Origin of the sequence: Xanthomonas sp. WHRI 7064 (assembly GCF_040202355.2) — a bacterium.
Taxonomy (GTDB): Bacteria; Pseudomonadota; Gammaproteobacteria; order Xanthomonadales; family Xanthomonadaceae; genus Xanthomonas; species Xanthomonas arboricola.
The window spans coordinates 3852171-3867539 of the sequence record NZ_CP167821.1; the positions used below are offsets into that span (position 1 = coordinate 3852171).

Here is a 15369-nt window from a genome sequence, read left to right on the forward strand (position 1 = left end):
CCAATGAGCACCTCCCCCACCGATTTCTCTGCATTGCGCGCGGCCTTTGCCGCGCCCCTGGATGCGCAGCGTGCCAGCGCGCTATTGCCGCGCTTCGACCGGCATGCGTCGCGCCTGCTCGACGCGCTACAAGCGCTATATGGGCAACGCCCGGACTATGCGTCGTGGCTAACGCAGTGGTTGAGCGCGCTTGGCAGTAGCGCGCAACAGCGGCCACAGCCACTGCAACAGCTCGACACAACGCGTCAGCCCGGCTGGTTCGGCGAGCAGCACATGCTGGGCTACAGCGCCTACGTGGACCGCTTCGCCGGCACGCTGCAAGGCGTGGCCGAACGCGTGCCGTATCTGCAGGAACTGGGTGTGCGCTATCTGCACCTGCTGCCGTTCCTGCGTGCACGCGCCGGCGATAACGATGGTGGCTTTGCGGTCAGCGATTATGGCCAGGTGGAGCCAAGCCTGGGCAGCAACGACGATCTCGTCGCGCTGACCACACGCCTGCGCGAGGCCGGCATCAGCCTGTGCGCGGATTTCGTGCTCAACCATACCGCCGACGATCACGCCTGGGCGCAGGCGGCGCGGGCCGGCGATGCGCGCTACCTCGATTACTACCATCACTTCGCCGATCGCACGCAGCCCGACCAGTACGAAGCCACGCTGGGGCAAGTCTTCCCGCATACCGCACCCGGCAACTTCACCTGTGTGGACGCCACCGGCCAGTGGATGTGGACCACGTTCTATCCCTATCAGTGGGATCTGAACTGGAGCAACCCGGCGGTGTTCGGCGAGATGGCGCTGGCGATGCTGCAGCTGGCCAATCTGGGTGTGGAAGCCTTCCGCCTGGATTCCACCGCGTATCTGTGGAAGCGCTCCGGCACCGACTGCATGAATCAACCCGAGGCGCATACCTTGCTGGTGGCGCTGCGCGCGGTCACCGACATCGTTGCGCCGTCGGTGGTGATGAAGGCCGAAGCCATCGTGCCGATGACGCAATTGCCGCCCTACTTCGGCAGCGGTGCGGACCAGGGCCACGAATGCCACCTGGCCTATCACAGCACGCTGATGGCGGCCGGCTGGTCGGCGCTGGCACTGCAACGCGGCGACATCCTGCACAACGTCATCACGCATAGCCCCGCCTTGCCGGCCAACTGCGCATGGCTGAGCTATGTGCGCTGCCACGACGATATCGGCTGGAACGTGCTGCACCACGAAGCCGCCGGCAACACCGCGCAGCCGCCATTCGCGTTGCGCGATGTCGCGCGCTTCTATGCCAACGAGGTGCCGGGCAGCTACGCGCGTGGCGAGAACTTCCAGAGCAGTGGCGACGGCGTGCACGGCACCAATGGCATGGCCGCGGCACTGGCCGGGATCCAGGCCGCACAGGCATCGGGCGATACGGCGGCGTTGCGCATGGCGGTGGATCGGCTGGTGTTGCTCTATGCCATCGCGCTGGCGATGCCGGGCGTGCCGTTGATCTACATGGGCGACGAACTCGCCCTGCCCAACGACGGCAGCTACCGCGACGATCCGCAGCGTCGGCACGAAGGTCGCTGGTTGCATCGCCCGGCAATGGATTGGCCGCTTGCAGCACAGCGCGAAGATCCAGCCAGCCTGAGCGGCACGGTGTATCGCCGGCTACGTGGATTGATCCGGCAACGTGCCGCGCTGCCCGCACTGGCCGCCGATCAGGCGCTGGGTAGCCTTGCACTGGGCGATCCGCGCCTGTTTGCATTGACGCGTGGCGATCGCTTCCTGGCCGTGCACAACTTCGGCGTACAACCGCTGACTGTGGCGCTTGCCGCGTTCGGAGATGGCCGATGGAAGGTGGTGGCGGATGGCGGCGAGACGGCTACTGAGTCGCTGGGCGATGACATGCGACTGGTGCTGCCGGCGTATGCAGTGCGTTGGCTGGAGCGTATTGCTTGAACGCGATTGTGCAGGTGTGTCGCGCGCCTGCAGGGCGGACCATCTGCCGCTTGAACGGACGATCTGTGGCTTGAACGGACGATCTGTGGCTTGAACGGACGATCTGTGGCTTGAACGGACGATCTGTGGCTTGAACGGACGATCTGTGGCTTGGCAGCCGGGCCCTTGCCCGCCCACCATCGCAGGACACGCCGCAAGTACGTCCGTGTCGGCTCTTACGCGGCATCCATGCCGCGTAAGGTCCCGCGACGGTGGGCGGACAAGGACCAGTCAGCATGGCCGGTTCGTTTGGTTGCGAGCACCGGACTGCTTCCGGTTGTTGGACGATGCGGCGCTTTTAAAGTACACGGCGAAGGACGCTAAAAAAGCTACTGCGCTCACCGTCAGACAGGTGCGGCCGCCGCTCGGCACCGGTGTGTACCACGCGTACACTCCGGTGCCTCCGCGACGTCCGCACCTCACCTGACGGCTACTCGCTCCGTGCTGCTAGCCGCTCCAAATCAAACGTCGCGATGTCTTCCGGTGGCCGTCATGCATCGCCACACGACAACCAGAATCAGCGCTTGGACAACTCAAGCAGCGCCTCGGCAGCCTTCTCCGACGAAGCCGGGTTCTGGCCGGTAACCAGCAAGCCATCGGTGACCACATACACGCCCCAGTCGGCGCCCTTTTCGTAGCGGCCGCCAAGTTCGGTCAGCACGTCTTCGACCAGGAACGGCACGATCTTGGTCAGGCCCACGCCCTCTTCTTCGCTATTGGTGAAGCCGGTGACGCGGCGGCCGTTGACCAACGGCTTGCCATCGCTGCCCTTGACCCGGCGTAGCGCGCCCGGTGCGTGGCACACCAGGCCGTGCGGCTTGTTGGCCGCGGCAAACGCTTCGATCAGCGCGATCGAATCCGCGTCTTCGGCCAGGTCCCACAACGGACCATGGCCGCCCGGGTAGAACACCGCATCGAAGTCAGCGGCCTTGACGTCCGCCAGGCGCTGCGTGCTGGCCAATGCCTGCTGCGCGTCGGTGTCCTGCTTGAAGCGCTTGGTGGCCTCGGTCTGTGCATCGGGCTCGTCGCTCTTGGGGTCCAGGGGCGGCTGGCCACCCTTGGGCGAGACCAGGGTGATGTCTGCGCCGGCGTCCTTGAACACGTAGTACGGCGCGGCAAATTCCTCCAGCCAGAAGCCGGTCTTCTTGCCGGTATCGCCGAGTTGGTCGTGGGAAGTGAGCACCATCAGGATTTTCATCGTATCGCCTCGTGTCATGGCCCATCTCGGGCAAGGCGAACAGTGTCCGGTGCAGTCCGTTGCAGCATCGTGTAGAACGCGTCGGCACGATGCCTACGGTTCAGCGCCTTGCACTGGTAGCAATGCAATGCCAGGCATGCGTCACGTACTGCGCTTTGTCACCCGACCCGCGCCGCCGAGCTGACGCGACAACTGCGCGCAAGTTGCGCGGCAGGCATCAGACGTTCATCGCCGGTGGCTGCAGCTGATCCATGCGGATGCGATTGGCGAACAACGAAAACGCCAGCATGCCGGCCAGGCCGCTGACCCGGCTCACCCACGGCGGCAACCAGCGCGGGGCGACCAGCACGCCGCTGTCGAACAAGGGCGCAAAGCGCGCCACGTCGCCCAGGGCCATCTTGCCGGCGAACAGGTAACGGCACAGCTGCAGCTGATCGCGTTGCAGCGCATGCCGGAAGAAGGTGTGCACCGCCACCAGCCCGCGCAGGTACACCGTGTCCTTGGTGAAGGCACCGCCGCCGGAGGTCGGCACGCCGCGGAATACGCGCTGCGCCGAGGAAAAGCTTTCCGCCGCGCTCTGCCCGCCTGCGGTGAAATAGCGGAACACCTCGATGAAGTCCGCACCCGAGCGTGCCATCGCGATCGCCTCGATGCGCAGGCTGATGCGCTTCATGCGTTCGATATCGATGCTACCGGTGATCTGCTCGGCAAAGGTCGCCAGGCCTTCCTGGGTCGCGGTGGTCCGCGGCGAGGAAATGCCCAGGCTGGGCAGGTGCACCTGCGCGCGCCCGTTGAGCGCGGTCAGCGAATGGACCAGTGCCTCGTGATGGAACAACTGCGCGCGGTCGTAATCGCTGAAGGTGGCACCGCTGCGCAGGCGGATGCGATGCGCGCCGGCCGCCGCCTTGGCCAGCAGATCCGGATCCAGCGTGACGGTGATGACGCGCCCTTCGAAGAACGCGTCCAGATCGTTCTGCAGCTGCATGCGCAAGGCCGTCGCCGACACCGGCACCTGTTCTTCCGGCGCCAGCAGTTCGCGGTCCAGCTCCTGCGCGATCTGGATGAAATGCCGCGCCGCCTCGCGCGTGCTCGGGCCGTTGCCCGGCATCGGGTCGTCGGGCACGCCGAACAGCTGCGCCGAGTAATCGCTGACTGCGGGAGTGCCCAGCGATTCCAGCAGGCCGGCGGCCAGGCCCCAGCTATGCGTCGAGTCGATCAGGTAGGCGCCCAGCGGGTGATGCGGATCGGCCTGCTTGGCGATCGCCGCCAGCTCGCGCCGGGTATCGCCGAAATCCAGTCGCGGATACTCCACCTGCGGCAGCTCCGGCTGCCCACGTGCCACGCTCTGCAGGAACGGCTCCTGCAGCGAGCGCGGCCAGCTGGCCAGCGCGAGCAGGCGCACGCCGCGCACGGCCTTGACCAGGCGCGCATCCAGCGCCGCATGGTGGACGATGTCCGGCGGCCCCTTGCGCGATGGCATCAGCGGCGTCCGTTGCGGTCGACGCTGGCAGGCCGCCGGCCCGATCCCTTGCCCCGGTTGTTTTGCGCCAGGCGTGTGGCGAGCTTTTCGGCCGCTGCGGCCACTTCCACGCGCAGCTTCATGTAATTGGCTACCCGCTCCGGATCCAGCGTATCGGCCTCGATCGCCGCACGCACCGCACAACCGGGCTCGGCGATATGCGCGCAATCGTTGAAGCGGCACTGCGCCGCCAACGCTTCCACATCGGAGAAGCCGCCCTCGGCCAGATCCTCTTCGCCGGTGGGCTTGAGTTCGCGCATGCCGGGCGTATCGATCAGGCAGGCACCGGACGGCAACGGAATCAAGGCGCGGTGGGTGGTGGTATGCCGGCCGCGCGAATCGTTCTCGCGCACCGCATTGGTCTTCATCTTCTGCGACCCGAGCAGGGTATTGGTCAGCGTCGACTTGCCCGCGCCCGACGAGCCCACCAGCACCGCGGTACGGCCATCGCCCAGCCACGGCCGCAGCGCCGCCACGCTGTCCGGATCCTTGGCGTTGACCGCGCGCAACGGGATGTTCTGCGCTTCCAGTTCCTCCAGCACCGCCAATGCGTCCTCGGCGTATTCGGTCTGATCGGCCTTGGTCAGCACCACCACCGGCTCGGCACCGCCGCCGCCGACCAGCAGCAGATAGCGTTCGATGCGGCGCGGATTGAAGTCCGCATCCAGCCCGCACACGATGAACACCGTATCGATGTTGGCCGCGATCACCTGCTGGTGGTAATGCTCGCCGGCCGCACCGCGCTTGATCGAGGTGCGCCGCGGCAGCAAGGCCACGATGCGCTTGCCCTCCATCAGCACCCAATCGCCCACCGACGCCCGCTCATGGCTGGGAAACCGCGGCCGCTGCCACTCCGGCAACGATTCGGCCTTGAGACCGGCCTCCGGCGTATCGGCCACCACGTAGCCGGTGCGGTGCTGCTCCACCACCCGCGCCGGCAGTGCCTGCGGATGCGCGGCAAAGAGCGCCTGCCAGGCCGGATCCTCGGCAGGGCCAGGCCAGGGCCAGCCAATGGACTGGAGGGTGGGGTAATCGGGGGACACAATGCTCATGGGGCGATTCTAGCTGGCTGGCCGCAGCGGCTTGTGCAATCGGGCCTTGCGCCCGGGCTGAAGCGCCCCTTGACATCGTTGCCGATGCAAGCATGTCCGCCTGTCATATTTCCGCTACCATGCCAAGCCTCACGCCTACAACCGGCCCGTCGCATGTCCACTGCCCCGCAAAAGCCGCTCGCCATCCGCGAGCGTCTGTCCGAAGTCCGCTACGAGATCCGGGGCGAGCTGGCGCGGCGAGCGCGGGAGCTGGAGGCGCAGGGCCGCAAGCTGATCAAGCTCAATATCGGCAACCCAGGTGCATTCGGGTTCCGCGCGCCGGAGCATCTGCAGCGCGCCATCGCCGACGACATGGGCCGCACCGATCCCTACACCCATCAGCAAGGCCTGCCGGAAGCGCGCGAGGCGATTGCCACCGCGTATGCGCGGCGCCAGCACCCGGATGCGCATCCGGACCGCATCTTCGTCGGCAACGGCGTCAGCGAGCTGATCGACCTGTCGCTGCGTGCGCTGCTCAATCCCGGTGACGAAGTGCTGGTGCCCTCGCCCGACTATCCGCTGTGGTCGGCCGCCACCATCCTCAACGATGGCCGGCCGGTGTATTACCGCTGCGCCCCGGAAAACGGCTTCCAGCCGGACCCGGTGGAAATCGAGACATTGGTGTCTTCGCGTACCCGCGCCATCGTGCTGATCAATCCGAACAATCCCAGCGGTGCCAGCTATTCGCGCGAACTGCTGGAGCGCATCGTGGCCATCGCCAGCAAGCACAACCTGCTGCTGATGGTCGATGAGATCTACGACCAGGTGCTCTACGACGACGCCGCCTTCGTGCCGGTGGCGCCGCTGGCCGGTGCGCATCCGTGCATCACCTTCGGCGGCCTGAGCAAGGTGCACCGCGCCTGCGGCTGGCGCGTGGGCTGGGCGCTGCTGTCGGGCGAGCAGCCGCGCATCAACGACCTGCGCAACGCGATGGACCTGCTCGGCGCACTGCGCCTATGCGCCAACGTGCCGGGCCAGTACGCCATCGACGCGGCAGTCAACGGGCCGGACACCATCTCGGCGCTGTGCGCGCCGGGCGGCCGTCTGTACGAAACCCGCCGTGCGGTGATTGAGGCCTGCGCGGCCAGCGAGCACCTGTCGTTGGTGGCGCCGGCCGGTGCGCTGTACGCGTTCCCTGCGGTGGTCGGCCCGGCCGCGCGCAACTTCGACGACCATGAATTCGCGCTCGACCTGATGAACGAGGAAGGCGTGCTGGTGGTGCCGGGTTCCAGCTTCAACGTGCCCTACCGCCACCACTTCCGCGTGACCCTGATGCCGGAAGCGCCGGTGATGCGCGATGTGTTCGCACGCATCGACCGTGCCCTGGCGCGGCGCGCCGAGGCGGTCACCAAGGTCGTGCCGCTCAAGTCGCGCAGCGTGGCGTGATGGCGGCGGCCGGCACGCCGCTGCGCTATCTGGCGCTCGGCGATTCCTACACAATCGGCGAAGGCGTTGCCCCCGAGCAGCGCTGGCCGGTGCAACTGGTCGACGGTTTGCGTGCCTACGGCTGGAATGTGGCGCCGCCGCAGATCATCGCCACCACCGGCTGGACCACCGACGAGCTGCAGGCCGGTCTCGATGCCGCTGCGCCGCAGGGGCCGTTCGAGCTGGTGAGCCTGCTGATCGGTGTCAACAATCAATACCGCGGACGCTCGCTGGACGAATACCGCAGCCAGTTCGATGCGTTGTTGCAGCGTGCAATCGGGTTCGCCGGCGGGCTTGCGGCACGCGTGTTCGTGCTGTCGATTCCCGATTGGGGGCTGACCCCGTTTGCGCATGCGCAGGGCGGCGATGCGGCACTGATCGGCGCACAGATCGATGCCTTCAACAACGTGGCCGCCGAACGCTGCGCCGCGCGCTCGGTACGCTTTGTCGACATCACCGCCACCAGCCGCGATGGCGGCGACGCTGCCGACATGCTGGTCGACGATGGCCTGCATCCCTCCGGCGCCATGTATGCGCGCTGGACCGCACTGGCACTGCCAGCGGCGCGCGATGCGATAGCGGCTGCCAACGCGATCGGGACGGACCACGCCACGCGCGGGCAGCCCCAATCGCGTTAGCAGGCCCCAAGCTAGCCGCGCACCAAGTCTCATTGCCAAGGAACGACATTGCACAGCACCGCCACCCAACCCATGAGCCGCGCGCAGGCGCTGGCGATCGCGCGCGCGTTCCTGCCGCCGCATCCGCTGGGCAATCGCTACGACTATTACTACACCCAGGCCAAGCTGCGCACCGACCCGCTGTATCCGGGCGTGCTGGCCGAGTTGCGCAGCACCACCGCGCCCGTGCTGGATCTGGGCTGCGGGCTGGGCCTGCTTGCGCACGCATTGCGTGCCGATGGCCAGGCATTGGCATATCACGGGGTGGATGTGGACGCGTCCAAAATCCGCCGCGCGCAACACATCGCGCAGCGCTCGGCATTGGGCAATACGCAGTTCGCCGTGGTCGATCTGAGCGTGGCCTGGCCGCAACACCGCGGCAGCGTGACCATTCTGGACGTGCTGCAGTATCTGCAGGCCGACATGCAGGCCAGCCTGCTGCGCAGCGTGGCGCAGATGCTGACGCCGGGCGCGAAGCTGGTGATCCGCAGCGCATTGGGCGATGCCAGCAGCCGTGGCCGCACCAGCCGCGTGACCGACGTGCTGGCACATCTGAGCGGCTGGATGCAGCGCATGCCGCGCAGCTATCCCACCCGCGACAGCCTGCAGGCGCAGCTGGACGCTGCCGGTCTGCGCGCGACATTTGCGCCGTTGTATGGCAACACGCCGTTCAACAACTGGTTGATCGTGGCCGAGCCGCGCTGAGGCCGTGCACAACGTGCCTGGCTCGATTCAGAACGAGTGACAAAACGTAACGCGCGGTTGCCGGACGGATGTGGATGGCACGCAGTAACCGGGGTGGACGCGTAGCACATGCCGCACCGGGCACCGGCCGCGCAGTCGTTTTGACAGCCGCTGTTGACGTCATGCGGATGATCCCGGGCCACGTTTTCAAGGGGTGGTGCCCCATGCCCCAGAGAGTCCGCTGGTTGCCTTGTTGAAATCCATGCACACCGACCATCTCGACGGGTCCTTGCCCGCCTACCGTCGCGGGACCTTACGCGGCCCGGATGCCGCGTAAGAGCCTACAGGGACGTACTTGCGGCGTGTCCCGCGACGGTGGGCGGGCAAGGGCCCTGCAGCCAAACAGCCAAACAGCAGATATACCGCTCTACCGCTGATCTATCGCACCTTACAAGCCCCAATACACAACGCAGCAAGCAATCAAGACTTAGAGCGATGGCGTCGTTTAGGCGCGATCAGCAGCTTGAATCAAAAGCTCGGTAGGTCGAGGGCGCGATGCCCTCACCACTTCCGGGACACGCCGTGAATCCATCCATGGAGGCTCCTCGGCGGCATCCATGCCGCCAAGGGTCCCGGAACCGGTAAGGACATCACGCCTCCAAAGTTGCTCGTGCGCTGATGCAACCGCAAAACCGAGATGACCTATGCGAGGTGACTTAACGCAGCGGCTTGGTTGCTTGCATGCATGGGTGCATGGCTATTTAGCGATAGGGGCAAACCCAACCAACTTGCTGCCCGCCTTCGACGGAACATGTTGCTCGGAAATCAGACCACGTCGTCCAGATCGCACAAGGCCCATGCAACCACAGCTGCATCTGACCCGCCGGCCGCCGTTCCTGCTCTTGCCATGCATACCGACGCTCTCGACTGGTCTTTGTCCGCCCACCGTCGCGGGACCTTACGCGGCATGGATGCCGCGTAAGCGCCTACATGGACGTACTTGCGGCGTGTCCCGCGACGGTGGGCGGGCAAGGGCCGTGCAGCGAAGTCGCAGAGCAGCCGCTCTACAACTGACCCCTCCGCGATGACCAATCACTTCGGGACAACCAAGTGATCGAGTCGCCGCGCCGTTTGGATGCAGGCAAAGGCCTGGTTTGCCAAGTGCGCGGCGCCCTCGCCGCTAGCGGGACACGCCGTGAATCCGTGCGTGGAGGCTCAGTGGCGGCATCCTTGCCGCCAAAGCCTGTCGTCTGGAGCAATCTCAGAACTTCCAGGACAGCGTCAGCTCCACATCGCGCGGGTCGCCGTAGATCAACTGGCTCTGGTACACGATGTTGGCGTAGTAGTTGCGGTCGAACAGGTTGCGCACGTTGAGCTGCGCCGACCATGCCTGGTTGATGTCGTAGCGTGCCATCGCGTTGGCCAACACCACGCTGCCCTGGGTCAGCCGCTGCGTGCTGCCCTGTGGCCCGGACATCAATTCGTGGATGGCCGACTGCCAGCTCAGGCCACCACCCACGCGCCATGGGCCGGTCTGCCAACTGGTGAACAAAGTGGCCTCGCGACGCGGGCTGGTCGGATTGACGTCGACACCGCTGGCATCGTTGGCATCGAACTGGGCAAAGCCGAACGCGATCCGCCACTGTTCGGACAGCTGCCCGTCGAGCTGGAATTCCACCCCCTGGCTGACCGTGCCCTTCGCGGCCAGGAAGGCCTGATTGGTGGTGCCGGGCACGAACTGTCCGGGGTCGTTGACCGCCAGGTTGTCCTGCTCGATACGGAACAACGCCAGCGCCGCGTTGAGCTGGCCGCCGAGGTATTCGCCCTTGGCGCCGACCTCGTAGCTGTTGCCTTCCAGCGGGGCGAGATAGCGCCCGCTGCGGTCGCGATTGTTTTGCGGCTTGAAGATGCCGGTGTAGCTGGCGTAGAGCGAATGGTGGTCGTCCACGTCCAGGATCAGGCCGGCGTACGGCGTGGTGCGGCCGCGACGCTCGTAGGTATTGGCCGGCACCAGTTGATCGGTGTTCTTCCAGTCGGTGACGCGTGCGCCGACGATGGCCGTGAGCGCGTCGGTCACGCTGAAACGGCCGGCAGCGTAGGCGGCCACCTGGCGCACGTCGCGTTCTTCGCCCTTCACCAGCGGCGTCCATTGCGGCTGCGCCATGCTGCCGGTCCAGGCGTAGACGCTTTCGGCCGTCAGCACCTGCGGTGGCTGCGGCCCGTTGGACCAGCTGCGCACGTTGCGGTTCATCCAGGTGGCGCCGGCGACCAGTTCGTGGTTGCGGCCCCACCAGGTCAGCGGCACGCTGAGATAGGCATCCAGGCTGTTTTGCGCCGTGAGTGCGGGATAGCGCCCGCCAAAATTGGTGGCAAGGCCCAGGCCGGTCTGGCGGTCCGGGTAATCGAAGTAGCCGAACAGCACCGACTTCCAATCGGCTTCGAACCGCTGATGCGAATATTCCACGTGCAGCTGCGCACCGTTGTCGAAGCGATGGGTCAGGCCGGCAAACGCATTGGTGGTGTCGGCCACGCCGCGCGCCCAGCGCGGCGTGAACGCATCCGAGCGTGCAAAATCGGTGCGGCTGCCGTCGCTGAAATACGCCGGCACCCCGCCCCAGGTGGTGCCGCGGCCGTCGTTGCGCTGCTTGTTGATGCCGATGTAGCCGCGGGTGGCATCGCTGAAATCCGCATCGACGATGCCGTAGAACAGCGACGATTGCTTGCTGTAGTAATCGCGGAACGACTGCTTGTCCTCGTAGCTGGCAACCACCCGCCCACGCACGTTGCCGGCGGCGTTCAACGGCGATTGCAGGTCGACGGTGCCGCGATAGCGGTCCCAACGCCCTGCCGACAGATCGACCCGACCGGTGAACACATCGCTGTCGGCATGCTTGCGCACCAGGTCGATCGACGCGGCCGGGCTGCCCGCGCCGGTGGTCAGGCCGTTGGCGCCGCGGATGATTTCCACCCGGTCGTAGATCGCCATGTTCTGCTGCACATCGCCGGTGTAGTCGGTGGGAATGCCGTCGATGCGGTAGTAGTCCACTTCGAAGCCGCGCGCATTGATGTAGGTGCGCTCGGTGTCCCAGGTCGGCGAGTTGAAGCCGGCCACGGTGTCGGTGACGTCCTGCAGCGATTGCAGGTTGCGGTCGACGATCTGCTGGCGCGTCACCACCACCACCGACTGCGGCGTCTCGCGCAGTGACAGCTCCAGCTTGGTCGAACTGCGCGCCACATCGGCGGTGTAGGAGTCGCTGCCTTCGGTCGCGGCGCCGCGGTGTGCCTCGATCTGCAGGCGGTCCAGATCAACCGGGTCGCGCGTGATCGATTGCGCCGCAGCCGCCAACGGCCATGCGCAGGCCAGCGCCAGCGCCAGCAGGGAGTACGCCAGCGGGAGCTGCGGCGAACGGATATCCGCACGCGGGAGCGCGCGCGCAGGGACGATGCGATGGGACATGGGGTCAGCCTCAAGAGCGAATATGGCCGTCGATGACGGCTATTGAGGCTGGCGTCGGCAGCGCCATCGGAAGGCGCGCACCGTTTGCTGGCTGGGGGCGCATGTTCGATCCGCGTTAAATCGCTGTCAATACATGCGTGGGTCGACGCCGGAACTCAGGAGCGCCAGCTCCGGGCAATCCGGCGAACAAAAAAGACGCGTCGCACCAGAGCGTTCCCGCAGACAAGGACGATGGATCCGGCAACACACGCTCTGCTTCCACGCCATCGGCTAGGCGGTGCGCAAAGACCTCAGAGCGGACGCCGCCCGGCCAGGCCGCGTGCGTGCATCGCCTCCAGCACGCCGCGCAGGATGGTGAGGTTGTGGCCGTGCGCGGCGCCTTCGTGCAGCAGCACGATGGCGCCGGGGCGAAGGTCGCGCACGATGCGGGCCACGGTGGCCTCCGGCTCGCAACGCACGCCGTCGAAACCGCGCGCGCTCCAGGCCACGCGGGTCAGCCCGTGCGCACGCAGCGGCGAGGCGACGAAGGGATTGGTCATGCCCACCACCGAGCGGTACAGCCGCGGCGCCTGCCCGGTGATGGTGGCCAGCACGCGCTGTGCCTGGCCGATTTCCTGCGCCATGCGGTGCGGGCCCAGCGCCCAGAACCAGGCCTGCGGATGGGTATGGCTGTGGTTGCCGATGCCATGCCCGCGGCGCACCATCTCGCGCACCAGTTCAGGCCGTTGCTCGGCGCGCGCGCCGACCACGAAGAACGTGGCCTTGGCATCGAAGGCGTCCAGCAGGTCCAGCATCGCCGGGGTGTCGTCGGAGGGGCCGTCGTCGATGGTCAGCCATACCTGCGGGGCGCGGCCCGGCAGGCGCGCCAGCACCGGCGCGTACAGGCGCGCGCGCGGCAGGAACACCGGCACCACGAACAAGGCGTGCGACACCAGCAACGCCGGCACGCCCCAGGCCCAGCCCAGATGCCACCACAGTAGCGCCACCGCCGCCTGCGACAGGGCCAGCAGGCCCACCCAGCGGTAAGGGTGCGAGGGGATGCGATACAGCGTTTGAAGCGTGGTCATGCCGCATGATGCCATGCGGCGTAGAATGCCCGGACTCCACGATCTGACCGAAGTGCTGCCATGTCCCTCGATCCCGCCCTGCGTTCCCGCATCGATACGCTGCTGCAATCCAGCCGTGTGGTGCTCTTCATGAAAGGCCAGCCCGGCATGCCGCAGTGCGGTTTTTCGGCCAAGGCGGTCGGCGTGCTGGACGGTCTGGGCATCGACTATGCCCACGTCAACGTGCTGGCCGACCAGGAGATCCGCGAAGGCATCAAGGCCTACGGCGACTGGCCGACCATTCCGCAGCTGTATGTGGACGGCGAGCTGATCGGCGGCAGCGACATCATCCTGCAGATGGCCGATAGCGGCGAGTTGAGCAGCATGCTCGGCCTGCAGGCGCCAGACCGGACTCCGCCCAAGATCACCATCACCCCGGCCGCGGTCGAGATGCTCAAGGGCGCGCTGGCCGATGCGCCGGATGCCTCGCTGACGCTGGCCATCGACGCCAACTTCCAGCCGAACTTCCAGCTGGCGCCGACCAACCCGAACGCCATCGCGGCCGAGTCCAACGGCCTGCGCGTGCAGTTCGACCTGGCCAGCGCCCGCCGCGCCGACGGCATCACCATCGACTGGGTGGACGACATCCGCGGCCGTGGCCTGGCCATCGACAACCCCAACGCGCCCAAGCCGGTGCAGGAGCTGTCGGTGCGCGAGGCCGACGACCGCATCAAGGCCGGTACGCTGACCCTGGTGGACGTGCGCCCGGCCGACGAGCGTGCCCTGGCCAGCGTTGCCGCGCCGTTCCGCACGCTGGACGCGCATGAGCGCGCCGCCATCGAGCAGTTGCCCAAGGACACCCCGCTGGCGTTCCTGTGCCACCGCGGCGGGCGCAGCCTGCAGGCGGCCGAGCATTTCCGCGGCCTGGGTTTCAGCAACGTCTACAACGTCACCGGCGGCATCGACGCCTGGTCGGACGAGGTGGACAACGGCGTGGCCAAGTACTGAGCAAGCCAGACGGCACAGCCGGTGGCGGGAATCCGCATCCGGCGATGGCCCGCCGCAATCGCCGGCCAGGTTTTTAGCCGCGTTTGCTACAGTGCACACCCCGAACGGGCGCTCCACCGAGCGTCCGTTTTTTCATGGATCGATATGCACAAGGACGTCGCTGCAATGCACACCCGCCTGCTCTCTCTCGCACTGGCCGGGCTGTTGCCCCTGGCCGCACAGGCCACCGAGCCGGCGCGCGCAGTCGTGCTGGTACAGACCTACGACAACCAGCCAAGCGAAGACCCACTTGAATACATTCCGGTGTGGCTGGGCAGCGACGTAGCGAAGGAGTCCAGCATGCCTAGGTCGCTGCTGAGCCAGCCGCTGCAGGTCTTCAATGCGGGCGTTTCCACCGGCACCGTGCGGCTTGCGTCGCTGAGCGTCGACGACAACAGCATGTGCGGCGGCACGGCAAAACTGCGCTTGAAGGGCACCAGCACGCTGTCCGATTCGCCGCTGTTATCGACGGTGGATCTCAATCCCGGCAAGCGCTTTGCCAGCCGTGACGCCACCGCTGCCGAACAGGCCGAGCTGTTGCGCCAGGCCGGCGCGACCGCGCAGCTGCGCAACAGCGTCAAGCCGGCGGCGCTGGCCCAGGCGTTGACGGCATTCCCTGCCGATCGTGCGCAGGATCTGGCGGCGCTGCAGATCGTGACCGACACCCGGCAGCCGCAGCGACGCGTGGCCGTGCTGACTTCCCATCACCCGACCAGAACCGGCAACCCGGACAACCCGACCGGCGTCCTGGCCATGCTTGCGATCTACGAGCATGACGGCAGCCGCTGGCAGTTCCGCAAGGGCAGCGCGGCCAGCGGCTGCGACGATTGCGAAGACCTGCCACTGCGCACGCATTTGCTGCAGTTCGGCGATATCGACGGCAACGGCACGCTCGATTTCGTGCTGTCGGAAAGCGGCTACGAGAGCTACGGCTTCTACCTGCTGCTCGGCGAGGGCACGCACTGGCGGTCGCAAGGCTTGATGGGCGGCTGTTGATCGATCGCAGCGCGATGGCCGATGCCCGCAGCGGTATCGGCGTCGCGTTGCGGCACGCACAGGGTACGCAAGCGCGCGGCTTGCCGCCGCGCAAGTCATTCGCATCGCCGGTGCGAGGCTCTTGGTGTGATTGCACCGCTGCACAATGTCGATCAACGCGCGACAGCGCGCGTATGTGCGCCATCAGCCGATCGCATCGATCGCTCACTCGCTCCGCGTGCCCATACGCAATGTGCAGCGAGGGAAAGCCACAGCGGCGTGCAACCG

11 protein-coding genes and 1 other RNA gene are annotated in these 15369 nt (G+C 66.7%); 7 read left to right on the forward strand and 5 right to left on the reverse strand.

The features are described from left to right. Positions 1–3: 3 nt before the first annotated feature. Both ABQY74_RS16375 and ABQY74_RS16380 read left to right on the forward strand, forming a co-directional pair. Complete coding sequence (locus ABQY74_RS16375) at positions 4–1923, forward strand: alpha-amylase family protein (protein ID WP_349792344.1); 1920 nt, start codon at positions 4–6, stop codon at positions 1921–1923. A gap of 415 nt (positions 1924–2338) precedes the next feature. Continuing rightward, a non-coding RNA gene (locus tag ABQY74_RS16380) (sX9 sRNA) lies at positions 2339–2415 on the forward strand. 64 nt (positions 2416–2479) lie between these two features. Here ABQY74_RS16380 and ABQY74_RS16385 read toward each other — a convergent pair. From ABQY74_RS16385 to rsgA, 3 genes are all read right to left on the reverse strand, one after another. Beyond that, on the reverse strand, positions 2480–3160 hold the full coding sequence (locus ABQY74_RS16385) for a type 1 glutamine amidotransferase domain-containing protein (RefSeq protein WP_102585268.1): 681 nt from the start codon (positions 3158–3160) through the stop codon (positions 2480–2482). Positions 3161–3377: 217 nt separating this feature from the next. Continuing rightward, complete coding sequence (locus ABQY74_RS16390; RefSeq protein ID WP_115511561.1) at positions 3378–4640, reverse strand: flavohemoglobin expression-modulating QEGLA motif protein; 1263 nt, start codon at positions 4638–4640, stop codon at positions 3378–3380. Then, positions 4640–5731 carry a ribosome small subunit-dependent GTPase A gene (gene rsgA, locus ABQY74_RS16395; RefSeq protein WP_024938955.1) on the reverse strand — a complete coding sequence of 364 codons (1092 nt, stop codon included), beginning with the start codon at positions 5729–5731 and terminating at the stop codon, positions 4640–4642. The genes ABQY74_RS16390 and rsgA overlap by 1 nt, the downstream gene beginning before the upstream one ends. A gap of 153 nt (positions 5732–5884) precedes the next feature. Here rsgA and ABQY74_RS16400 point away from each other — a divergent pair, with 153 nt between their 5' ends. The 3 genes from ABQY74_RS16400 (at position 5885) to ABQY74_RS16410 (ending at position 8577) form a co-directional block, all read left to right on the forward strand. After that, positions 5885–7156 carry a pyridoxal phosphate-dependent aminotransferase gene (locus ABQY74_RS16400; protein ID WP_115511562.1) on the forward strand — a complete coding sequence of 424 codons (1272 nt, stop codon included), beginning with the start codon at positions 5885–5887 and terminating at the stop codon, positions 7154–7156. Next, positions 7156–7833, forward strand: a complete 678-nt coding sequence (locus ABQY74_RS16405; protein WP_053045781.1) for an SGNH/GDSL hydrolase family protein — start codon at positions 7156–7158, stop codon at positions 7831–7833. The genes ABQY74_RS16400 and ABQY74_RS16405 overlap by 1 nt, the downstream gene beginning before the upstream one ends. 72 nt (positions 7834–7905) lie before the next feature. Further along, entirely contained in the window at positions 7906–8577 is a 672-nt protein-coding gene (locus tag ABQY74_RS16410) for a methyltransferase (RefSeq protein WP_003483442.1), read from the forward strand. A gap of 1240 nt (positions 8578–9817) precedes the next feature. Here the strand turns inward: ABQY74_RS16410 and ABQY74_RS16415 are convergent. Next, positions 9818–12013, reverse strand: a complete 2196-nt coding sequence (locus ABQY74_RS16415) for a TonB-dependent siderophore receptor (protein ID WP_349792347.1) — start codon at positions 12011–12013, stop codon at positions 9818–9820. Positions 12014–12303: 290 nt separating this feature from the next. After that, positions 12304–13095, reverse strand: coding sequence for a polysaccharide deacetylase family protein (locus ABQY74_RS16420; RefSeq protein WP_181109910.1), 792 nt, complete (start codon positions 13093–13095; stop codon positions 12304–12306). A gap of 45 nt (positions 13096–13140) precedes the next feature. On the opposite strand from ABQY74_RS16420, the gene grxD reads away from it, so the two are divergent. Further along, positions 13141–14067: a Grx4 family monothiol glutaredoxin gene (gene grxD / locus ABQY74_RS16425; RefSeq protein WP_102255887.1), complete on the forward strand. Its 927-nt coding sequence runs from the start codon at positions 13141–13143 to the stop codon at positions 14065–14067. 165 nt (positions 14068–14232) lie between these two features. After that, on the forward strand, positions 14233–15102 hold the full coding sequence (locus ABQY74_RS16430; RefSeq protein WP_184352096.1) for a hypothetical protein: 870 nt from the start codon (positions 14233–14235) through the stop codon (positions 15100–15102). Positions 15103–15369: the final 267 nt, after the last annotated feature.

What these genes read in the sequence shown, in the direction of transcription:
- ABQY74_RS16375 (WP_349792344.1), top strand. Translation starts at nt 4, where the DNA reads ATGAGCACCTCCCCCACCGATTTCTCTGCATTGCGCGCGGCCTTTGCC.
- ABQY74_RS16385 (WP_102585268.1), bottom strand. Translation starts at nt 3,160, where the DNA reads ATGAAAATCCTGATGGTGCTCACTTCCCACGACCAACTCGGCGATACC.
- ABQY74_RS16390 (WP_115511561.1), bottom strand. Translation starts at nt 4,640, where the DNA reads ATGCCATCGCGCAAGGGGCCGCCGGACATCGTCCACCATGCGGCGCTG.
- rsgA (WP_024938955.1), bottom strand. Translation starts at nt 5,731, where the DNA reads ATGAGCATTGTGTCCCCCGATTACCCCACCCTCCAGTCCATTGGCTGG.
- ABQY74_RS16400 (WP_115511562.1), top strand. Translation starts at nt 5,885, where the DNA reads ATGTCCACTGCCCCGCAAAAGCCGCTCGCCATCCGCGAGCGTCTGTCC.
- ABQY74_RS16405 (WP_053045781.1), top strand. Translation starts at nt 7,156, where the DNA reads ATGGCGGCGGCCGGCACGCCGCTGCGCTATCTGGCGCTCGGCGATTCC.
- ABQY74_RS16410 (WP_003483442.1), top strand. Translation starts at nt 7,906, where the DNA reads ATGAGCCGCGCGCAGGCGCTGGCGATCGCGCGCGCGTTCCTGCCGCCG.
- ABQY74_RS16415 (WP_349792347.1), bottom strand. Translation starts at nt 12,013, where the DNA reads ATGTCCCATCGCATCGTCCCTGCGCGCGCGCTCCCGCGTGCGGATATC.
- ABQY74_RS16420 (WP_181109910.1), bottom strand. Translation starts at nt 13,095, where the DNA reads ATGGCATCATGCGGCATGACCACGCTTCAAACGCTGTATCGCATCCCC.
- grxD (WP_102255887.1), top strand. Translation starts at nt 13,141, where the DNA reads ATGTCCCTCGATCCCGCCCTGCGTTCCCGCATCGATACGCTGCTGCAA.
- ABQY74_RS16430 (WP_184352096.1), top strand. Translation starts at nt 14,233, where the DNA reads ATGCACACCCGCCTGCTCTCTCTCGCACTGGCCGGGCTGTTGCCCCTG.